At 65.3% G+C, this 20,319-nt stretch carries 18 protein-coding genes and 1 riboswitch; of the genes, 12 read left to right on the forward strand and 6 right to left on the reverse strand.

Translation table 11 applies throughout. The features are described from left to right. From mmsB to AC5RT4_RS00765, 3 genes are all read right to left on the reverse strand, one after another. A complete protein-coding gene (mmsB, locus tag AC5RT4_RS00755; RefSeq protein ID WP_494041102.1) occupies positions 1-1,287 on the reverse strand; it encodes a multiple monosaccharide ABC transporter permease in 1,287 nt (428 codons plus the stop codon). A 44-nt stretch (positions 1,288-1,331) separates the two neighbouring features. Further along, the gene (gene mmsA / locus AC5RT4_RS00760) at positions 1,332-2,888 is read right to left on the reverse strand and encodes a multiple monosaccharide ABC transporter ATP-binding protein (protein ID WP_494104579.1); all 1,557 of its coding nucleotides are present in this window, start codon (positions 2,886-2,888) and stop codon (positions 1,332-1,334) included. Between the two features lie 132 nt (positions 2,889-3,020). Beyond that, positions 3,021-4,211, reverse strand: a complete 1,191-nt coding sequence (locus AC5RT4_RS00765; protein WP_494104580.1) for an ROK family transcriptional regulator — start codon at positions 4,209-4,211, stop codon at positions 3,021-3,023. Between the two features lie 203 nt (positions 4,212-4,414). Between AC5RT4_RS00765 and AC5RT4_RS00770 the strand changes: the two genes are divergently transcribed. Further along, the gene (locus tag AC5RT4_RS00770; RefSeq protein ID WP_494104581.1) at positions 4,415-5,209 is read left to right on the forward strand and encodes a nitrilase-related carbon-nitrogen hydrolase; all 795 of its coding nucleotides are present in this window, start codon (positions 4,415-4,417) and stop codon (positions 5,207-5,209) included. On the opposite strand, the gene AC5RT4_RS00775 is transcribed toward AC5RT4_RS00770, so the two are convergent. Next, on the reverse strand, positions 5,188-6,825 hold the full coding sequence (locus tag AC5RT4_RS00775) for a PucR family transcriptional regulator (RefSeq protein ID WP_494104582.1): 1,638 nt from the start codon (positions 6,823-6,825) through the stop codon (positions 5,188-5,190). The two genes, AC5RT4_RS00770 and AC5RT4_RS00775, sit on opposite strands and share 22 nt — an antisense overlap. 110 nt (positions 6,826-6,935) lie before the next feature. On the opposite strand from AC5RT4_RS00775, the gene AC5RT4_RS00780 reads away from it, so the two are divergent. Both AC5RT4_RS00780 and AC5RT4_RS00785 read left to right on the forward strand, forming a co-directional pair. Further along, entirely contained in the window at positions 6,936-8,468 is a 1,533-nt protein-coding gene (locus AC5RT4_RS00780; protein WP_494104583.1) for an amino acid permease, read from the forward strand. Next, positions 8,465-10,198: a flavin monoamine oxidase family protein gene (locus AC5RT4_RS00785; RefSeq protein ID WP_494104584.1), complete on the forward strand. Its 1,734-nt coding sequence runs from the start codon at positions 8,465-8,467 to the stop codon at positions 10,196-10,198. Before AC5RT4_RS00780 ends, AC5RT4_RS00785 begins: the two co-directional genes overlap by 4 nt. Before the next feature lies 1 nt (position 10,199). On the opposite strand, the gene AC5RT4_RS00790 is transcribed toward AC5RT4_RS00785, so the two are convergent. Next, positions 10,200-10,718 carry a gamma carbonic anhydrase family protein gene (locus AC5RT4_RS00790; protein WP_494041095.1) on the reverse strand — a complete coding sequence of 173 codons (519 nt, stop codon included), beginning with the start codon at positions 10,716-10,718 and terminating at the stop codon, positions 10,200-10,202. A 100-nt stretch (positions 10,719-10,818) separates the two neighbouring features. Beyond that, positions 10,819-11,679 (reverse strand): formyltetrahydrofolate deformylase, encoded by an 861-nt coding sequence (purU, locus tag AC5RT4_RS00795; RefSeq protein WP_494041094.1) that lies wholly within the window; start codon positions 11,677-11,679, stop codon positions 10,819-10,821. Positions 11,680-11,722: 43 nt separating this feature from the next. Then, positions 11,723-11,808: riboswitch (ZMP/ZTP riboswitch) on the forward strand. A 145-nt stretch (positions 11,809-11,953) separates the two neighbouring features. On the opposite strand from purU, the gene glyA reads away from it, so the two are divergent. The 9 genes from glyA (at position 11,954) to AC5RT4_RS00840 (ending at position 20,306) form a co-directional block, all read left to right on the forward strand. Continuing rightward, entirely contained in the window at positions 11,954-13,252 is a 1,299-nt protein-coding gene (glyA, locus tag AC5RT4_RS00800) for a serine hydroxymethyltransferase (protein ID WP_494104585.1), read from the forward strand. A gap of 4 nt (positions 13,253-13,256) precedes the next feature. After that, a complete protein-coding gene (locus AC5RT4_RS00805; RefSeq protein WP_494104586.1) occupies positions 13,257-14,162 on the forward strand; it encodes a bifunctional methylenetetrahydrofolate dehydrogenase/methenyltetrahydrofolate cyclohydrolase in 906 nt (301 codons plus the stop codon). A gap of 124 nt (positions 14,163-14,286) precedes the next feature. After that, a complete protein-coding gene (locus tag AC5RT4_RS00810; protein WP_494104587.1) occupies positions 14,287-15,288 on the forward strand; it encodes an ABC transporter ATP-binding protein in 1,002 nt (333 codons plus the stop codon). After that, the gene (locus AC5RT4_RS00815) at positions 15,281-16,150 is read left to right on the forward strand and encodes an ABC transporter permease (protein ID WP_494104588.1); all 870 of its coding nucleotides are present in this window, start codon (positions 15,281-15,283) and stop codon (positions 16,148-16,150) included. Before AC5RT4_RS00810 ends, AC5RT4_RS00815 begins: the two co-directional genes overlap by 8 nt. Next, positions 16,147-16,980 carry an ABC transporter permease gene (locus tag AC5RT4_RS00820; protein WP_494104589.1) on the forward strand — a complete coding sequence of 278 codons (834 nt, stop codon included), beginning with the start codon at positions 16,147-16,149 and terminating at the stop codon, positions 16,978-16,980. Before AC5RT4_RS00815 ends, AC5RT4_RS00820 begins: the two co-directional genes overlap by 4 nt. Positions 16,981-17,111: 131 nt before the next feature. Beyond that, entirely contained in the window at positions 17,112-17,672 is a 561-nt protein-coding gene (locus AC5RT4_RS00825) for a hypothetical protein (RefSeq protein ID WP_494041088.1), read from the forward strand. 10 nt (positions 17,673-17,682) lie between these two features. Beyond that, positions 17,683-18,516: an exodeoxyribonuclease III gene (locus AC5RT4_RS00830; protein WP_494041087.1), complete on the forward strand. Its 834-nt coding sequence runs from the start codon at positions 17,683-17,685 to the stop codon at positions 18,514-18,516. A 19-nt stretch (positions 18,517-18,535) separates the two neighbouring features. Continuing rightward, positions 18,536-19,579 carry a tryptophan--tRNA ligase gene (gene trpS / locus AC5RT4_RS00835; protein WP_494041086.1) on the forward strand — a complete coding sequence of 348 codons (1,044 nt, stop codon included), beginning with the start codon at positions 18,536-18,538 and terminating at the stop codon, positions 19,577-19,579. Between the two features lie 4 nt (positions 19,580-19,583). Continuing rightward, on the forward strand, positions 19,584-20,306 hold the full coding sequence (locus AC5RT4_RS00840) for a 2'-5' RNA ligase family protein (protein WP_494104590.1): 723 nt from the start codon (positions 19,584-19,586) through the stop codon (positions 20,304-20,306). The last annotated feature ends 13 nt before the right edge of the window (positions 20,307-20,319 follow it).

Consider the following 20,319-nt stretch of genomic DNA (forward strand, 5'->3'; position numbering starts at 1 on the left):
TCAGGCTTCCCTGGCGATCGCTTCCTTGGTGGAGGTGGTCTCGTCCGGCTGGAGTGGGTTGCTGGGGCCGCCGCCGGAGGGGCGGTTGAAGTTCCTCGTCAGCATGCCGATGATCGACTTCTTGCCCTGGCTCTTGTTGTAGACATCGAACGCGACGGCAATCAGGAGCACCAGGCCCTTGATGATCTGGGTAAGGTCCGCCCCGACGCCGAGGAGTTGCAGGCCGTTGTTCAGCACGGCCATGACCAGGCCACCGATGATGGACCCGACCACGGTGCCCACGCCGCCGGTAACTGCGGCGCCGCCGATGAACACGGCCGCGATGGCGTCCAGTTCCCAGCCCACGCCGTCGAACGGGCCCGAGGCGGTGGAACGGCCCACGAAGATCATGCCCGCCAAACCGGCCAGGATGGACATGTTCATCATGACCAGGAAGTTGACCTTCTTGGACTGGACACCGGAGAGTTCAGCAGCGTGGCGGTTGCCGCCCACTGCGTAGACGTGCCGGCCGAGGATGGTGCGGGAGGAGATGAAACCGTACAGCAGGACCAGGACCGCGAGGATCAGGCCGGGAATGGGGAAGGAAGTGCCCGGGCGGCCGGTGGCGAACAGGTAGGTGGCGTAAAGGATGGCGCCGCTGATCAGGACCAGCTTCAGGGCGGTGACCCACATTTCCGGAACTTCAGCACCCAGTGCCTTTGCGCGGGCCCGGGAGCGCAGTTCGCCCCATACAACGAATGCCGCGGCCGCGATGCCCAGCAGCAGGGTCAGGTTGTTGAATCCGGTGTCCGGGCCCACCTCGGGAAGGTAGCCTGCGCCGAGGTACTGGAAGTCGCTGGGGACCGGAATGGTGTTGGACTTGCCCACGAACTGGTTGAAGCCGCGGAACAGGAGCATGCCGGCAAGGGTGACGATAAACGCCGGTATGCCCACGTAGGCCGTCCACCAGCCCTGCCAGGCGCCGATCACCGCACCGAGCACCAGGCCCAGGAGGACGCCGGCGTACCAGGGGATTCCCCAGTCACGGATGGCCAGGGCCACGGTGACTCCCACAAAGGCGGCCACGGAACCGACTGAAAGGTCGATGTGCCCGGCGATGATCACCAGCACCATACCGATCGCCAGGATCAGGATGTAGGAGTTGCCGTTGAAGAGGTTGATGACGTTGCCGGGAGTGAGGGTCCGGCCGTCGGTGGCAATTTGGAAGAAGATGATCAGTGCCACGAGGGCGAAGATCATGCCGAATTGGCGGGTGTTTCCGCCAAAGAGCTTCTTGAGGGCGTTCATTGTGTCAGTCCTTGTGTCCGGAATGTTCTGGGCTGGTCCAGGGGTCAGGCGGCTTTGCGGGCGGAGGTCATCAGTTTCATCAGGCTTTCCTGACTGGCCTCGTCTTTGTCCAGGACACCGGTGATGGCGCCTTCGAAAATTGTGTAGATACGGTCCGAAAGGCCCAGGAGCTCGGGCAGCTCCGAGGAAATGACGATGACTCCCTTCCCCTGGTTGGCCAGTTGCTGGATGATGCCGTAGATCTCGTACTTCGCGCCAACGTCAATGCCGCGGGTCGGTTCGTCCAGGATCAGCAGGTCGGGGTCGGTGAACATCCACTTGGCGAGGACCACTTTCTGCTGGTTGCCGCCGGAGAGTTTGGCTACGCCTTCCTCCACCGATGGGGTCTTGGTCCGCAGTGACTTGCGGTACTGCTCTGCCACGGTGAACTCCTGGTTCGGGTCCACCACGGAGTTGTGGCTGATTTTCCGCAGGTTGGCGGCCACCGTGGTGGTTTTGATGTCGTCCAGCAGGTTCAGGCCCAGGGATTTGCGGTCCTCGGTGACGTATCCCAGTCCGGCGTCAATGGCCTGCCGGACTGATTTCAGGGTGATCTCACGGCCGTCCTTGTAGATCTGGCCGTTGATGAACCGGCCGTAGGAACGGCCGAACACTGACCTGGCAAGTTCGGTACGGCCCGCGCCCATCAGTCCGGCGAAGCCAACGATCTCACCGCGGCGGACGAAGAAGCTTGAGTTCTTGCAGACCAGCCTGTCCTGGACGTTCGGGTGGCCCACGGTCCAGTTCTTGACCTCGAAGAACACCTCACCGATTTTCGGGGTGTGCTCCGGGAAGCGGGATTCCAGGGTCCGGCCCACCATGCCCTTGATGATCCGATCCTCGTCCACGCCGTCCGCTTTCACGTCCAGCGTTTCGATCGACTTGCCGTCGCGGATGATGGTGATGGAGTCGGCGATCTGCTCAATCTCGTTGAGCTTGTGGGAGATGATGATGCTGGTAATGCCCTTTGCCTTCAGGCCGAGCATCAGGTCCAGCAGGTGCTGGGAGTCGGACTCATTCAGGGCCGCCGTGGGTTCATCAAGGATGAGGATCTTGACGGACTTGTTCAGGGCCTTGGCGATTTCTACCAGTTGCTGCTTGCCGACGCCGATTTCCTTGATGGGGGTGTCCGGGTCCTCCTGTAGGCCGACGCGGGCCAGCAGGTCCAGGGAGCGCAGCCGGGCTTCGCCCCAGTCGATGACGCCGCGCTTGGTGGGCTCGTTGCCCAGGAAGATGTTCTCCGTGATGGAGAGTTCCGGAATCAGCGCAAGTTCCTGGTGGATGATCACGATGCCGGCGTGCTCGCTGGCCCGGATGTCGCGGAACTGCTGCACCTGGCCCTGGTAGACGATGTCGCCGTCGTAGCTGCCGTAGGGGTATACGCCCGAGAGAACCTTCATCAGGGTGGACTTGCCTGCACCGTTCTCGCCGCAGATGGCGTGGATCTCGCCGGCCTTCACCCGCAGGTTCACATCGGCCAACGCTTTAACGCCGGGGAATTCCTTGGTGATGGACCGCATCTCGAGGATGATCGGGTCCGAATGCGTGGTCTGGGACGTCATATGCCCTAACCCTCCAATGCGATGACTTCTTTGTCCGGCCGGGCAAAGCGCAGGGCCGTCTGATGCAAAAGTAAACTGGATCACGCGGGTTGTCGTCAAGTCTTTAACGCATATCCCGAATAACGAAACGGTCTAGTTCTTCCGGATTCCCGCGTGCTGGAACACCAGCGCTGCCGCTCCGAGCGCCTCCGCACGGTCGCCCAGGGAGGACATGGCCAGCGCTGTTGTCTCGCCGATGACGGGAACCGCATGCCTTACCAGGCCCCTCCGGATGGGATCCAGGAAGAGCTCACCCAGGCCTGCCAGCGGACCGCCAACCACGATTACTTCGGGGTTGATCAGGTTCGCGACGTTGCCGAGCGCACGGCCGACGGCGAGCCCTGCGTCATCAAGGACGCGGAGGGTTGCCGAGTCCCGGGCCAGGGCCTTGCGCACGATATCTGCAGGCGTCAGTGGCCGGTCCCCGCCGCGGCTCAGCAGTTCGATCATGGTGGTGGTGGAGGCTATTGTCTCGAGGCAGCCGCGGTTGCCGCAGCGGCACACCAGGCCCTGTTCGTGGATGGTGGCATGGCCGATCTCGCCAGTGATCCCGACGTTGCCGTAGTAGGGCGCGCCGTTCAGGATGAGGCCTGCCCCAATGCCTGAGCCAATCTTCAAAAACAGCAGGTTGCTGACCCCCGTGTGCTGGCCCCATGTCACCTCCGACCACGCGCCCAGATTGGCGTCATTGTCAACGAAGACGGGGATGTTCAGCCGTTCTTCCAGGTGCTGGAGGATGTTGATGCCCACCCACTCAGGAAGGATGGCGCCCTGGGCCACTGTGCCTGAGCGCCGGTCGATTGGTCCGGGAATTCCGACGCCGGCACCCACCACGGCGTTCCGGGCCACCCCGCTTTCGTCCAGGAGTTTGTCGAGCAGGACCACTGCCGCCTGGATGCCTTCCTCGGCCTGGTGGCCAAGCGGCAGCGTGACGGATTCCTCGGCAATGACGTGATAGCTCAGGGAAGCCAGCACCACCCGGAGATGCCTGCGCCCGAAGTCGATTCCCACTGCCACTGCACCATTGCTGTTGAGCCTGACGTTGAGTGCCCTGCGGCCGGAACTGGTGATGGGCTCAGTTGAAGCCATGCCTGAATCGAGCATGATCCTGACGATGTTTGACACCGTTGCGGTGGAGAGCCCGGTCTGCCGGGCCAGTTCGGCCTGGGTGGAAGGCCCGCCCATCAGCGACTCGATGATCCGCTGCTGGTTCAATTGCCGCAGGGCAGATTGTGAGCCGGGATTTTTGGGCTTGCTCCTCGTTGAGCGCGAAGTTGCGGGCATGCTTGAAAGATTGCCTCATGGCACTCTTGTAGTCAAGAAGTTAACGCATGGATGCGCTTGAGTGGCCTCCGGGGCGGCTGGGCGAATTGCCCTCCATCGAGTGCGAAGAGGTGCAAAAGACCCGCAAATCCGGTTGAGGTCGAAGCTAGTCTGGAGTCGAAGGCCTCCCGTGGAGGCTGATCCGACGATGGAAAGGCGGCGCCGTGTTGCTGGCACTCCTGCAGGCCAATGCTGTGGTGATGGATGTTGACGCCAACTGCGCCACCATCGAGGCAGCCGCAGAGGCCGCTGCTGCTGCCGGCGCGGCAGTGCTGGTGACCCCCGAGCTCTTCCCGGTTGGCTACGCGCCCCGCCGGGTCCGCGGTGAATTGGACCCCGCCCGCCTGCCGGCCCTGCACCGGCAATTCGAAGCCATCGCCCGCCGCCACCGCATCGGACTGGTCTACAGCCTTCCCGAAGTCACTGGGCAGGGGGAGTGGCACATAGGTGCAACCCTCCTGGACGCCGACGGCGGCACCCTGCTCAGTTACGCAAAGGTGCACCTTTTTGGCCCTGACGAGCGTGCAGCCTTCACCCCGGCCGCCCAGCCTCCCGCCGTCGTGGACTTCAACGGGATCCCCACCTCGATGGTCATCTGCTACGACGTGGAATTCCCCGAAGCGGTCCGGGCGGCGGCCGTAGCCGGCGCCGAGCTGCTCCTCGTGCCCACTGCGCTGGGGCACGGGTTCGATGACGTCCCGCAAGTGTTGCTGCGGGCCCGCTCGCTGGAAAGCCAAATGACCATTGCCTACGCCAACCATTCAGGGGTGGAGGAAGGCTTCCGGTTCCTTGGCGGCAGCGTCATCACCGGGCCGGACGGCAGGTTGCTGGCTGCGGCCGGCGGGGAGCCGCAGCTCCTTATCGCGGCGTTGAAGGAAGGCGCTGCCGCAAAGGCACGCACCGAGGTGCCCTACCTTGAAGAACGCCGCCCTGATGTCTACCGTTCCTGGGGTGCCTGAGAACCGGGATCCGGATCGTCCTCATACTGCAGCGCAATCCACAGCTCGGCCCGGGACTGCGCAAGCCGGAGGTCCAGGTCCAGCAATTCCCCAATGGCGGTAATTTGGCGCCGCACGCTGTTGCGGTGCAGTCCCAGGTCCTTGGCCGTGGCATCCCAGCTTCCGTTGGCAGCAAGCCAGGACCGCAGAACCCGAAGCTGGGCCGTCCGGCGTTCAGGCTCCAACTCAAGGATCGGTGCCAGGAGCCGGGCAGCCAGCATGCTGCCGGCCTCCCTGCCCAGCAGTCCGGCAACGGACCAGGTGACCTCCTCCACTCGCACGCTTTTGCCCGTTGCCAGCACCCGGGGCCGGAGCGACGCGGCGCGGCGGTAGGCCTCCGGCAGGCCGGACAGCTCAGCGGGCTCACCCACCACCAGGCGCCAGCCGAGCTGCTCCACCTCGGCCACCAGCTGGTCATCCACCTTCAGCCGCGTAACTGCCGCGAAGCCGTAATCGGTCAGCTCAACCATTTTGCTGTCGAAGATCCGGCGCCACTGCAGCAGCTCCCGGACGGGCCCGTCCTCCGCCGTCGGAAGGCTGTCCACCCGCACGCCCTGGACCACCCGGACCGGGCTGGACCGTGTTCCCGAGACGCTTTGCGCCAGCAGATCCTTCAAGACGTTCTGCTGCCGGCTGCTGCCCCCGCCCGGGCTCTCCGGGTGCAGCAGCAGGGCAGTGGCCAGCTGGCTGGGTGCCAGGGACCCGCTGGTCCGTTGGCGGACCAGCAGTTCCAGGAGCCCCACGACGGACGAGACCACGCTGTTTTGTGCGGGGGTCAGTGCTTTGTCCGCGCCCAGGATCAGGCTGCCCAAGGTCGCATCCTTGCTGCTGCGGAGGGGGTGGCCGAAAATCAGTGCGGAGCCGGGGGAGTCGAGCGTTTCCGTTTCCACCCGTGGTCCGCTTCCGGTGAGGAGTTTTTTGAGCAGGGGCTGGAGCAGGGAGAGGTCGACGCCGGCACCTGCTTTGGCGCGCACGCGGCCGTCGGCGCCAAAAAGGACCGCCCAGACGGGAACGCGCTGGGTCAGTGCCGCCAGGAGCTCATGCTCCGGCCGGGCCGAAAGTACGGCCCGCATGAGGTGGCGGTTGGTCTCCGCCAGCTGCCGGAACACCTGGGCGTTGCCGGACTCCAGGAGCTTGGAAAATTCCAGGCCCAGGGCGGCAAAGGGCACGCTGGCAGGCACCTCCACCAGGGTGAGTCCCTGCTCCCGGCAGGCAGCCGCCACGTGGTCCGGCACCGCGTCGTAGTAGGGCTCCAGTCCGAAGCCCAGGGCTGCGACGCCGGCATTCACCAGGCGGCGGACATACTCCTCCGCCCGGGCCGTGCTTTGGCTCCAGCCGCCGTCGGCGTTGACGCCTTCGCGGAACGGCAGGCCGGCGGTGAGGACAAACTCGCCGTCCAGGAGGTACGGGGTGGGGTCCTCCAACTCGCTTGGTTCCACCCACCGCAGGGGCACCTGGCCGTTGCCGGCGTCATGCACCACCCGCACCGCTGCCGGCAGGGCTGCGAGGAACTGTCCCAGCGTGACGGCGTCCAACTGGTCCGGGCTACCATGGATGGCTGGTGCATTACGTCTCATGGGTGAAAACTATAGGGCACTTTGCACCTCTTTGAGATGAGGCTCACACCCCTAGTCTGGGTGAGGGGAAAACCAGTTCAACCAGCCAACGACACGAACGGACGTCAACGATGACTGTGCCTACACTTTCCGGCCGGGCCCCGGGCGGCGCGCCCGGATCAGCGGCCCGTCCCGCCCTGGGAGCCCAGCTGCTGCGCCGCAAGCCCATCGCGCAGATGGTCAGCGAAGCCGAAAGCAACGACGGTGGGCCGCGGCTGGTCCGCAGCTTCGGTGTCCTGCAGCTGACCATGATCTCCGTCGGGGCAACCCTGGGTACAGGCATCCTGGTGATCCTGGGCGAATCGGTTCCGCTCGCGGGCCCCGCTATTTGGATTTCGTTCGCCATCGCAGGCCTGGCCGCGCTGCTGTCCGCGGTGTCCTACGCCGAGATGGCCGGTCTGGTGCCCGTGGCCGGTTCCAGCTACTCCTACACCTACGCCACCATGGGCGAAGGGATGGCGTGGATCTGCGGCTGGTGCCTGGTGCTGGAGTACGCCGTGTCAGTGGCCGCCGTCGCCGTGGGCGCCGGACAGTACGTCAACGAGACCCTCGCTGTCTTCGGTTCCGTCCTGCCGGATGCGGTGTCGCAGCCGCCCGGCGATGGCGGCGTTGTCAACATCCCCGCCATGATCATTGTGGTGCTGGCAACCATCCTTCTGGTCCGCGGCGCCAAGGAAAGCGCCTGGATCAACACCTCCATCGTGGTGGTGAAGGTGGGCATCCTGCTGTTCTTCTGCGCGGTTGCTTTCACAGCCTTCAATGCGGGCAACTTTGAGCCGCTGCTGCCCATGGGCGCCGCCGGTGTCTCCGCCGCAGCTTCCCGCGTCTTCTTCTCCTACATCGGCTTCGATGCCGCGTCCACCGCGGGCGAGGAAGCGCGGAACCCCAAGCGCGACCTGCCCCGGGCCATCATGTGGTCCATGCTGATTGTCACCACCATCTACGTCCTGGTGGCGGTTGCCGCCATCGGGGCCCGGCCCTGGGGCTGGTTCGACGGCACAGAAGCCGCGCTGGTGAAGATCCTCGAAGAGACCACCGGCCAGCCCTGGATTGCCCTGGTCTTCGCGGTGGGCGCCGTGCTGGCCATCGCCAGCATTGTCCTGACAGTGCTCTACGGGCAAACCCGCATCCTGCTGTCGATGTCCCGTGACGGGCTCATACCAAAAGTGTTCAGCCGCGTCTCCCGCCGCACCGGCACTCCCGTGGCCGGGACGCTCCTGGTGGGAACCGCCGTCGCCCTGACCGCCGGGCTCGTACCGCTGGGGGCGCTGGCGGATGCCACCAGCATCGGCACCTTGTTTGCGTTCGCCCTGGTGAATGTCGCCGTCATCTACCTGCGCCGTGCGCGCCCGGAGCTGGAGCGTACCTTCCGCGTGCCCCTCTTCCCGCTCACACCCATCCTGGGCGCTGCCATGTGCGCCTACCTCATGGCCAACCTCGGCGCGGACACCTGGGTTGTCTTCGCCCTCTGGATGCTCGTGGGCGTGGCCGCCTACTTCGGTTACGGACGCCGGAACTCAAGGGTGGCTGCCCTCAGCAACGAGGAGTACCGCGCGCTGTCAACAGAATCAACCACCGAACCAACCAAGGCGGAACTTCCATGACCATCGCCACCGAACTGCCGGCTTCAGACCCGTCCAGCACCTCAGCCACACCGGCAGCAGCCCCCGCTCCCGGCGGCGCCCCCGCAGGACCCATCACCATGCTGAACCCGGACTTCCCGTTCAGCTACGACCACTACCTGGCCCACCCGGAGGGCCTGGGCTCCGTGCCGCCCGAACTGCTGGGCACGGAAGTGGCCGTCATCGGAGCGGGCCTTTCCGGCCTGGTCACCGCGTATGAGCTGATGAAGCTGGGGCTGCGGCCGGTAGTGTACGAGGCCGACCGGATCGGCGGACGCCTGCGCACTGCTTCTTTTCCCGCCGCGCCCGGCGTTGTGGCCGACCTCGGCGGCATGCGCTTCCCGGAATCCGGCAAGGCGTTCTACCACTACGTGGACCTGCTCGGCCTGGAAACCGAAGAGTTCCCCAACCCGCTGTCCCCGGCCACCTCCAGCACAGTCATTGAGCTGGCCGGCCAAAAGCACTATGCGGAAAAGCCGAGTGACCTTCCGCCGTTCTTCCGCGAAGTGGCGGACGCCTGGAAGGCAGCCGTAAATGACGGCGCCCGGTTTGCCGAGATGCAGCAGGCCATCCGTTCCCGGGACACGGCACGGATCAAGGAGCTGTGGAACGCGCTGCTGCCGCTGATGGACGAGCAGACCTTCTACGGCTTCATCGCCGCCAGCGAGTCCTTCAAAAAGGCCGGCTTCGCACACCGCGAGGCCTTTGGCCAGGTGGGCTTCGGCACCGGCGGCTGGGACACCGACTTTCCCAACTCCATCCTGGAAATCCTCCGGGTGGTGTACACGGACGCGGACGACCAGCACCGGCTTATCCGCGGGGGAGCGCAGCGGTTGCCTGAGGCACTATGGCAGCACGCGCCGTCGGGCATGGCCCACTGGCCGGAAGGCACTTCGCTGGCGTCACTTCACTCCGGCTCGCCGCGCGGCGCCGTGGGGAGGATCGGCCGGGACCCGGACGGGAACCTGCGGATCCGTGAACGCTGGGGCCGTGAAGCCAGCTACCCCGCAGTGGTCACCACTTGCCAGTCCTGGCTGCTCTCCACCCGCATCCACACCGAGGAGGCCCTGTTCCCGGCGGAACTCTGGACCGCCATCGAGCGCTCGCACTACATGCAGTCCTCCAAGACCTTTGTCATGGTGGACCGGCCGTTCTGGAAGGACATCGATCCGGACACGGGCAACGAGGTACTCTCCATGACCCTCACGGACCGGCTCAACCGCGCCACGTACCTCCTGGACAACGGACCGGACCAGCCTGCCGTTATCCTGCTGTCCTACACCTGGAACGATGATGCCCTGAAGTGGCTGGCGCTGGACGCCGACGAGCGCGTTGAACTGATGCTGCACTCGCTGGAGCAGATCTACCCGGGAGTGGACATCGCCGGGCACATCGTGGGCCAGCCGATCACTGTCTCCTGGGAAGCCGATCCGAACTTCATGGGCGCGTTCAAGGCGAACCTGCCCGGGCACTACCGCTACCAGCAGCGGCTGTTCACGCACTTCAAACAGGACACCCTGCCCGAATCCCAGCGGGGGATTTTCCTGGCGGGCGACGACGTCTCGTTCACGGCGGGCTGGGCCGAAGGCGCTGTGACCACCGGGCTCAACGCCGTATGGGGCGTGGTGAACCATCTGGGTGGTTCCTCCGCGCCGGGCAATCCGGGGCCGGGCGAATTGCTCGAGGAGATCGGCCCCATCAGCCTGGACTGATTCAGGCGTGCATTTCCCGGTGCTGCGCCGCGAGCTCGACGTACCGGGCAGCGTTGGCCCGGACGCCGTCGTACTCCTCATCCGTAAGTTCGCGCCGGACCTTGCCCGGGACGCCCGCCACGAGTGAGCGGGGCGGGACGACGGTTCCCTCCAGCACCACGGCGCCGGCCGCCACCAGCGAGCCGGCGCCGATCACCGCCCCGTTGAGCACTGTTGCGCCCATGCCAATCAGGCAGTCGTCTTCCACCGTGCAGCCATGCACGACGGCGGCGTGCCCCACGCTCACGCGTTCGCCCACGGTGCAGGGGAAGCCGGGGTCCGCGTGCAGCACCACGTTGTCCTGCAGGTTGCTGCCCGCGCCGACGGCGATCGCGGCGGTGTCGGCGCGGACCGAAACGCCGTAGAACGCGCTGGCATCCTCAGCCAGGGTGGCGTTGCCGATGATCGAGGCCGTAGGGGCAACGAAGGCGGATTCGTGGATGGCCGGGGAATTGCCGGCGAAAGGGTAAAGAGGAGCCATGCGCCAAGCCTAGGACATCCGCCCCAGCCCAACCGGGTAGTGCGATGTGTCGATTTGGGCGTTCAAATGGCGCAGCGCACACCTCGCAGAGGCCCGGCCGTCAGTTGAAGACGACAGTCCTGTTGCCGTCCAGCAGCACCCGGTGCTCTGCGTGCCACTGCACTGCCTGGACCAGAGTGCGGCCCTCGACGTTGCGGCCCATCTGGACGAACTGTTCCGGCGTGCGGGCGTGGTCCACACGGATGACTTCCTGCTCGATGATGGGGCCCTCGTCCAAAGCAGCCGTTACGTAGTGGGCGGTGGCGCCGATCAGCTTCACACCCCGGGCGTGCGCCTGGTGGTACGGCTTGGCGCCCTTGAAGGACGGCAGGAAGGAGTGGTGGATGTTGATGGCCTTGCCGGTGAGGTCCGTGCAGAGCTCGTCGGAGAGGATCTGCATGTAGCGGGCCAGGACCGTGAGTTCGATATCGTGCTCAGCCATGATGGCCCGGAGCTTATCCTCCGCCTGGCCCTTGGTGTCCCTGGTGACAGGAATGTGATGGAACGGGATGCCGTAAAACCCGGCGAGCCCGGCCAGGTCCTGATGGTTGGACACGATGGCGGGAATCTCAATGGGCAGCGTCCCGGAGCGCTGCTGGAACAGGAGGTCGTTGAGGCAGTGCGCCGCAGTGCTGGCCATCAGCAGGGTCCGGACCTTTTGCCCCACGGTGTTGAGGCTCCACTGCATGCCGAACGTTTCAGCCACCGGCTCCAAGGCAACACGAAGCTCTGACGCGGGGACCGCCGTGGTCACCTCGACCCGCATGAAGAAATTGCCCGTGGCGGGGCTGCCGTACTGCTGCGAATCCGTAATATTGCACCCCGCCGCCAGCAGGGCGCCGGTCACCGCATGGACGATTCCCGGGCGGTCCGGGCAGGACAGGGTTACTACGTACGCTTGGTTCAGCTGCTCTTCACTCACGCCTACAAGCCTACCCGCGCGTTGACGCCCGGATTTGGTACGCTGAAAGGGTCGCAACTGGCGTTGGGTGGCTAACCACCAGGGAGCGGCAATCACGAAGACCACGGATCGTACGCCTGGGCCGAGGGTCATGTCTTGCCGGAATTGGGGCTGCACCCCGTCAGTACCGCAGCGCCATGCCCGCGCTTTCACACCCTGTCATAAGGCACTGTGAAGGTGCGCCAGCCGGTAGCCTGACCTAAGCAGTGCCCGTATCCCCAGCCAGGAGTTCTTCGTGACTACTACAGCCACCTCAACAACCGCCGTGAGCAACCAGCCGCTGGCTGAGCTCGACCCCGAAATCGCAGCAGTCCTGAACCAGGAGCTCGGCCGCCAGCGCGGCACCCTGGAGATGATTGCTTCCGAGAACTTCGCCCCCCGCGCCGTGATGGAAGCCCAGGGCTCGGTACTCACCAACAAGTACGCCGAGGGCTACCCGGGCCGCCGCTACTACGGCGGCTGCGAGTACGTCGACGTCGCCGAGCAGCTGGCGATCGACAGGGTCAAGGCCCTCTTCGGCGCCGAGTACGCCAACGTGCAGCCGCACTCGGGCGCCCAGGCCAACGCCGCCGCGCTGTCCGCCATGATCACCCCCGGTGACAAGATCCTCGGCCTGTCACTGGCCCACGGCGGCCACCTGACCCATGGCATGAAGCTGAACTTCTCCGGCAAGCTCTACAACGTGGCTGCGTACCAGGTGGAGGAAGACAACTTCCGCGTGGACATGGACAAGCTCCGCGAGCAGGCCATCTCCGAGAAGCCCCAGGTCATCATCGCCGGCTGGTCCGCCTACCCGCGCCACCTTGACTTTGCTGCCTTCCGCTCCATCGCCGATGAGGTTGGCGCGCTGCTCTGGACCGACATGGCACACTTCGCCGGCCTCGTTGCGGCCGGACTGCACCCGAGCCCGGTGCCCTACTCCGACGTCGTCACCTCCACCGTGCACAAGACCCTTGCCGGTCCGCGCTCGGGTGTGATCCTGGCCAAGCAGGAGTGGGCAAAGAAGCTCAACTCCAACGTCTTCCCGGGCCAGCAGGGCGGTCCGCTTATGCACGTCATCGCAGCCAAGGCAGTTGCCTTCAAGATTGCCGGCACCCAGGAATTCAAGGAGCGCCAGGAGCGCGTCCTTGAAGGCGCCCGCATCATCGCCGACCGCCTCAACCAGGGCGACGTCGCCGAGGCCGGCGTCTCCGTCCTGACCGGGGGCACCGACGTGCACCTGGTCCTGGTTGACCTCCGCAACTCAAAGCTGGACGGCCAGCAGGCTGAAGACCTCCTGCACTCCGTGGGCATCACGGTCAACCGCAACGCCGTCCCGTTCGACCCCCGCCCGCCGATGGTCACCTCCGGCCTGCGGATCGGCACCCCCGCCCTCGCCACTAGGGGCTTCGGCGCCGCAGAGTTCACGGAGGTGGCCGAAATCATCGCCACCGCGCTGAAGGCCGGCACCAGTGCCGACGTCGAGGCCCTGCAGTCCCGCGTGGACAAGCTGGCCGCCGACTTCCCGCTCTACCCGACGCACGAGGAGTGGTAAATCCATGACTAAGACCACCCAGACCGCGAGGATCCTTGACGGCAAGGCAGCCGCGGCGGCCATCAAGTCGGAGCTGACCGAGCGCGTCGCAGCCCTGAAGTCCCGCGGTGTCACACCCGGCATCGCCACCGTGCTCGTTGGCGCGGATCCGGCATCGCAGCTGTATGTGTCGATGAAGCACAAGCAGTCCGAAGAGATCGGGATGAACTCGATCCAGCGTGAGCTTCCGGGGGACGCCACCCAGGCCCAGGTTGAAGCCCTGATTGACGAACTCAATGTGGACCCGGCCTGCCACGGTTACATCGTGCAGCTGCCGCTGCCCAAGCACCTGGACACGGACGCCATCCTTGAGCGCATCGACCCCGCCAAGGACGCCGACGGCCTGCACCCCACCAACCTTGGCCGGCTGGTGCTCAACGTCAACGGCGAAATCACATCGCCGCTGCCGTGCACGCCCCGCGGCGTCATCGAACTGCTGGAACGCAACGGGTACAGCCTCGCCGGCAAGCATGTGGTGGTGGTGGGCCGTGGAGTCACCATCGGCCGTTCCATCGGCCTGCTGCTCACGCGGCGCGCTGTAAACGCCACCGTGACCCTGACGCATACCGGCACGGAAAACCTTTCGGAACTGCTGCGGCAGGCCGACGTCATTGTGGGCGCGGCGGGTGCCAAGCACGTCGTCAAGGCTGCGGACGTGAAGCCGGGCGCAGCAGTGCTCGACGTCGGGGTCACCCGCGAAACCGATCCCGAAACGGGCAAGAGCAAGGTCCACGGCGACATTGAGCCCGCCGCGGCCGAGGTGGCGGGCTGGATCTCGCCCAACCCCGGCGGTGTCGGCCCGATGACCGTGGCGCTGCTGATGACCAACGTGGTGGAAGCCGCGGAACGCCAGGCAGCGAACGCCCGGTAGTCCGGACTTCTCAACGACGGCGGTCCGCTCCCTGTGCACCCGGGGGCGGTCCGCCGTCGTACTTTAACCCGGGGAGGTGGAAGTCCCCTTCCACCTGCCCGGCAGCTCTACTAGTCTGCGGAGGGTGCACAACAAAGCCAGCGTTTCCTCCAGCGCCGCCGCCGGCGCCGTCGAACCAGCCGCGGAACACTCCACTGAAGCCCGCCGCCCCGTCATCACCGCGGAGAACCTGACCAAGACCTACGGCGAGGTAGCCGCCGTCGACGGCATCTCCTTCAGCGTTCCGGCGGGCGAGTCCTTCGGTTTGCTGGGACCCAACGGCGCCGGCAAGTCCACCACCATGAAGATGATCGGCGGGGTCACGCGCCGCTCCTCCGGCAGCCTCCGCATCATGGGCCTGGACCCGGATTCCCACGGGCCGGAAGTACGCGCGCACCTGGGCGTAGTGCCGCAGCAGGACAACCTGGACGAGGAGCTGCGCGTCCGGGACAACCTGCTGGTGTACGGGCGCTACTTCGGGCTGCCCATGAGCTACCTGAAACCGAAGGCCGATGAGCTGCTGGAGTTTGCCCAGCTGACGGACAAGGCAAAGTCCAAGGTGGATGCACTTTCCGGAGGCATGAAGCGGCGGCTGACCATCGCCCGCTCGCTGATTAACGAACCGCGGATCCTGCTGCTGGACGAACCCACCACCGGGCTGGACCCGCAGGCCCGGCACATCCTCTGGGACCGGCTGTTCCGGCTCAAGGAGCAGGGCGTCACGCTGATCCTCACCACCCACTACATGGATGAGGCCGAGCAGCTGTGCGACCGGCTCATCGTGGTGGACAAGGGCCGGATCATGGCCGAGGGGTCACCGGCACAGCTGATCCGCGACCACTCCACCCGGGAAGTGGTTGAGCTGCGGTTCGGGTCCGAACGGAACGCCACCATCTCCGCCGAGCTGGACGGCATCGGGGAGCGGCTTGAGGTGCTGCCGGACCGGGTGCTGATTTACGTGCACGACGGCGAGGCCGCCCTCGAACAGGTAGCGTCCCGCGGCCTGCGGCCGTTGACCTCGCTGGTCCGGAGGTCATCGCTGGAAGACGTGTTCCTCCGGCTCACGGGCAGGAGCCTCGTTGAGTGAAAAGACCGGGCCAGGGGTAAGGGCAGGCCGGGCGGGTGCGCCGGCCCGCGCGCACAGCCCGGAGGCAGCGGCGGCGAAGGCGAGGCGCTGGGGCGCCTTCTACTACGCCGAGCAGGTGCTCCGGGTGATGAAGGGGTACAGCTGGTCCATCATCATGTACAGCGTGGCCCACCCGGTGGCCTACCTGTTTGCCATGGGCGTGGGGCTGGCCACACTTGTTGACGCCCAGGGGGCGGGAGCCTTTGGGGGAGTGGGTTACGTGACGTTCGTGGCGCCGGCCCTTGTGGTCTCGGCAGCAGTCATGACGGCCGCGAACGAATTCACCTTTCCCGTGATGGACGGCTTCAAGTGGCGCCGGACGTACTACGGCCCGCACGCCTCGCCGCTGACGCCCCAGCAGATAGCTGCCGGCCACATCATGGCAGTGACCCTGCGGTTCCTGCTGCAGTCCGCCGTCTATTTTGCGGCCGTTGCCCTTTTCGGTGCTGCGCCCGGCGGCTGGGGCTGGGCCACCATCCTGGTTGCCACCCTGGCAGGGCTCTCCTTTGGGCTGCCGCTGATGGCCTACTCGGCGTCCATCACCGAGGATAAGGGCCAGTTCGCGCTGGTGATGCGTTTCATCGTGATGCCGCTCTTCCTGTTCTCCGGCACCTTCTTTCCGCTGGACAGCCTCCCGGTGATGGTGCGGTGGATTGGCTGGATCTCGCCGATCTGGCATGGCACCGAACTGGGCCGTGTCTTCAGCTACGGGTACCAGGAGCCGCCGCTGCTGACTCTCCTGCACGCCGTGGTGCTTGCGGGCCTGGCAGTGCTTGGCTGGTTCCTGACGCGGCGGCAGTTCGCGGCAAGGATGGGCCGATGAGCGCAGGCACGCACATGGAGAGCCCGGCGGACATAGCCCGCAACAGGACGTTCGGGCCGCTGTATTCCCGTAACGCCAGGGCGGTGATTTCCCGCGGCCTGCTGGCTACGAAGAGCACCAACTGGCTGGTGATGCTTTCCGGCTTCTTTGAACCGGTCCTGTTCCTGATCTCGATGGGAGTGGGGCTCGGCGCCATTGTGGGTTCCGTCCAGGGTCCGGGTGGCGGGGAGATCAGCTACGCAGCGTACATTGCCCCGGCCCTGCTGGCAGTCTCCGCCATGAACGGCGCCGTCTACGACTCAACCTGGAACGTGTTCTTCAAGATGAACTTCGCGAAGCTGTACCAGGGCATGCTGTACACGTCTCTGGGGCCGCTGGATGTTGCACTGGGTGAGATCTTCCTGGCCCTTCTGCGCGGACTTCTCTACGCGATGGGGTTCACCGCGGTGATGGGCGTGATGGGGCTGATTACCACGCCGTGGGCGCTGCTAATGGTTCCGGCCTCTGTGCTGATTGCCTTCGGGTTCGCCAGCATCGGTATGGGGATCACCAGCTTCCTGAAAACGTTCCAGCAGATGGATTGGATCAACTTCATCATGCTGCCCATGTTCCTGTTCAGCGCCACGTTCTACCCGCTCAGCGTCTACCCGCAGGTGGTTCAATGGCTGATCCAGGCCATGCCGCTGTGGCACGGGGTGGAACTGCTGCGCCAGATCAGCGTTGGCATCTTCACCCCGGCGACGCCCCTCCACATCGGCTACTACCTGGTGATGACCGCCGTCGGAATGCTGCTGACCACCGTGCGGCTGCGGGCGCTGTTCCTGAAGTAGCTGGGCCTAACCAGGTAGCAGTAACTGTCGTTTTCAGCCCTCAAAACGACAGTTACTGCTACTTGGATGGGGGTGTTCGCCGGGGGTGGAAGGCGGCGGAAGCATACTCCGGTGTTTGAGAGAATGGGTGCATGCAATCTCTGGGCAGCTCCACATCATCCTCCAAACCCGCCAGGGGCGGGTTTTCCATGTTCCGGATCAGCGGACCGGGGCTGATGGTCCTCGTCACCGCGTTCGTTGTGGCAGTGATCTTCGCCGCCAACCAGAACGACGTCGTGGGCTGGGTTGTTGCCATCATCGCCGCCTTCTGGCTCGCGCTCGCATGCTTTGTTGTCTTCAGTATCCAGAAGGCCGCCAAGAAAGCCGGAGCCAAGCTGACCGAAGCCCAGAACGCGTTCACCACAGCCGCCGGACGCGGACCGTCCTCCTACGTGGACCAGGGCGGGACCCGGGTTGTTGCCGAGCGGAGCCAGGCCGAAGAGGTCCGGGACCTCAAGCTGGACCACTCCTTCAAAATCGTCCAGGTGCAGATCCGCGTGGTGGAGGAGGAGCGTGCCAAGGGTGCGGCCGCCAACCAGGACACCATCAACCGGGCCCTTGAAACCATTGAGATCACAGCCACGAATGCCAGGGACATGATCAAGTCCTCCGGCGGAGGCGGAGAGCCGGTCACCGGAACCATCATCGACTAGAGTGGAGCGGGTGATCTCGGCATTGAAGAAGGACCACCTTCGCATCGCATCCGTTAACGTCAACGGCCTTCGTGCCGCTTACAAAAACGGCATGGCGGCGTGGCTTGAGCCGCGCGAAGTGGACATCCTCTGCCTGCAGGAAGTCCGCGCGCCCGACGCCATCGTCCGGCAGCTGCTGGGTGACGGCTGGCACATCCTGCATGCCGAGGCTGAAGCCAAAGGCCGTGCCGGCGTCGCAATCGCTTCCCGCGAAGAGCCCCTCGACACTCGGAACGGCATCGGTGACGATTATTTCGCCGCCGCCGGCCGCTGGGTAGAGGCTGACTTCCGGTTCGCTGATGCCGCCGGGCGCCCGGTCCAGCTCACGGTTGCAAGCGCCTACGTCCACTCCGGCGAGGTGGGCACCGCCAAACAGGACGACAAGTTCCGGTTCCTGGATGCCATGAGCACCCGCCTGCCGGAACTGACCAAGCACAGCGACCACGCCCTGGTGGTGGGGGACCTCAACGTGGCCCACACGCCTTTGGACATCCGGAACTCCAAGGGCAACGTCAAGAAGGCGGGCCACCTGCCCGAAGAACGCGCCTACTTTGACCGGTTCTTCGGCGAGGAGATCGGCTGGCAGGACGTCCACCGCAACCTGGCCGGCGAGGTTGACGGACCCTATACCTGGTGGTCGCAGCGCGGAAAGGCGTTCGACAACGACACCGGCTGGCGCATCGACTACCACCTGGCCACCCCTGCACTGGCTTCGGCCGCCATCTCGGCGGTTGTGGACCGGGCCGCTTCGTGGGACACCCGCTTCTCCGACCATGCCCCGCTGGTAGTCGATTACCAGCTCTGAGCCCGAAGGTTTCCTCCCCATGACTAGCCAGACTTCCCCGGCAACCAAAAAGCGCATCCTTTCCGGCGCCAAGCCCACCGCGGATTCGCTGCATCTTGGCAACTACATCGGCGCGGTCCGCAACTGGGTGGACATGCAGGCGGAGTACGACGCCGTGTTCTTCATCCCGGACCTGCACGCCATCACCGTGGACTTCGACCCCGCTGAGCTGGCCAGGCGCACCCGCATTGTCGCTGCCCAGTACATTGCCGCCGGCATTGATCCGGACAAGAGCATCTTCTTTGTCCAGTCGCATGTGCCCGAGCACGCCCAGCTGGCCTGGGCGTTGAACTGCATCACCGGTTTCGGTGAAGCCTCCCGCATGACCCAGTTCAAGGACAAAACGCAGAAGTCCGGCGCCGACGCCGCAACCCTGGGACTGTTCGCCTATCCCACCCTCATGGCCGCGGATATCCTGCTGTACCAGACTGACCTGGTGCCGGTGGGGGAGGACCAGCGCCAGCACCTGGAGCTGACCCGGAACCTGGCCCAGCGCTTCAACACAAGGTTCGGTCCCACGTTCACAGTGCCGGAGGCCACGATCGTCAAGGAACGCGCCAAGATCTACGACCTCCAGAACCCCAGCGCCAAGATGTCCAAGACCGGGGAGTCGCCCAACGGAGCAATCCAGCTGCTGGAGGATCCAAAGATCGCCGCCAAACGCATAAAGTCCGCAGTGACCGACGCCGGGACGGAGATCCGGTTCGACACCGAAGAAAAGCCCGGTGTCTCGAACCTGCTGACCATCTACTCGTCCCTGACGGGCAAGTCCGTTGCGGAACTCGAGACCGAGTACCAGGGGAAGATGTACGGCCACCTGAAGGTGGACCTCGCAGAGGTGGTGGTGGAGTTCGTTACCCCGCTCCGTGACCGGACCAACGAGCTGATGTCAGACCCGGCGGAACTGGACCGGCTGTTGGCGCTCGGGGCCGAGCGCGCCCGCGAAATTGCGTCGGTAACCCTCGGCCAGGTTTACGAGCGCATGGGGTTCCTCCCGTCCTTCTCCCTCGCAGGAGTCCGCTAGCGCCATGCCGTCCAGCAAAGTCACCGCAAGGGAAGGATCCCGCTCCGCCAAGGCGGCGGGAATGTCCGCTAACCCTCAAGGCGACCCAGCGGAGGCCCCCGGTGGGAGGATTGCCACCACCAACCGCACGGAAGACGTCAGCGTGGGCGTCATCCTGGGTTTCCCTCCGGAGGTGGCTGAAGAGCTGCAGCGCTGGCGCGCTTCCTTCGGGGACCCGCTCGCGGACGTGGTCCCGGCCCACATCACGCTGGTCACCACCACTCCGACGCAGGACTGGGAAGCCACGCGGGAGCATGTCCGGGAAGTGGCCCGGAACCAAAGCCCCTTCATGGTCACCATCGCCGGCACCGGGTCGTTCCGTCCGGTTTCACCCGTGGTGTACATCAACGTGGAAGACGGTTTCTCGGACTGCGTGGACCTGCACGAAAAGCTCCAGCAGGGCCCGCTCCAGCGGGATCTGCCCTTCGCCTACCACCCGCACGTCACCATCGCCCACGACGTCGCCCCGGAAAGCCTCGACGAAGCCGAAACGGTGCTGAAGAGCTACAGGGCCACCTTCCCCGTAGTTAGCATGGGACTTTACGAGCATGATGCTGACGGCATCTGGCAGCTACGGGAAGAGCTGGACTTTGGGACCGAAACTGACAACGACGCCGGCACCGGACCCGCGGACGACGCCCCGGGCGCAGCAGCCCAAGCAAGCGGAAGAACAGCCACTTCCCACTGAACAGGCCAGGCTG

The organism is Arthrobacter sp. sptzw42 (genome assembly GCF_059089685.1).

Coding starts and splice junctions, on each gene's coding strand:
- AC5RT4_RS00820 (WP_494104589.1), top strand. CDS start 16,147: ATGAGCGCAGGCACGCACATGGAGAGCCCGGCGGACATAGCCCGCAAC.
- AC5RT4_RS00785 (WP_494104584.1), top strand. CDS start 8,465: ATGACCATCGCCACCGAACTGCCGGCTTCAGACCCGTCCAGCACCTCA.
- AC5RT4_RS00805 (WP_494104586.1), top strand. CDS start 13,257: ATGACTAAGACCACCCAGACCGCGAGGATCCTTGACGGCAAGGCAGCC.
- AC5RT4_RS00765 (WP_494104580.1), bottom strand. CDS start 4,211: ATGCCCGCAACTTCGCGCTCAACGAGGAGCAAGCCCAAAAATCCCGGC.
- AC5RT4_RS00780 (WP_494104583.1), top strand. CDS start 6,936: ATGACTGTGCCTACACTTTCCGGCCGGGCCCCGGGCGGCGCGCCCGGA.
- trpS (WP_494041086.1), top strand. CDS start 18,536: ATGACTAGCCAGACTTCCCCGGCAACCAAAAAGCGCATCCTTTCCGGC.
- AC5RT4_RS00775 (WP_494104582.1), bottom strand. CDS start 6,825: ATGAGACGTAATGCACCAGCCATCCATGGTAGCCCGGACCAGTTGGAC.
- mmsB (WP_494041102.1), bottom strand. CDS start 1,287: ATGAACGCCCTCAAGAAGCTCTTTGGCGGAAACACCCGCCAATTCGGC.
- mmsA (WP_494104579.1), bottom strand. CDS start 2,888: ATGACGTCCCAGACCACGCATTCGGACCCGATCATCCTCGAGATGCGG.
- AC5RT4_RS00840 (WP_494104590.1), top strand. CDS start 19,584: ATGCCGTCCAGCAAAGTCACCGCAAGGGAAGGATCCCGCTCCGCCAAG.
- AC5RT4_RS00825 (WP_494041088.1), top strand. CDS start 17,112: ATGCAATCTCTGGGCAGCTCCACATCATCCTCCAAACCCGCCAGGGGC.
- AC5RT4_RS00790 (WP_494041095.1), bottom strand. CDS start 10,718: ATGGCTCCTCTTTACCCTTTCGCCGGCAATTCCCCGGCCATCCACGAA.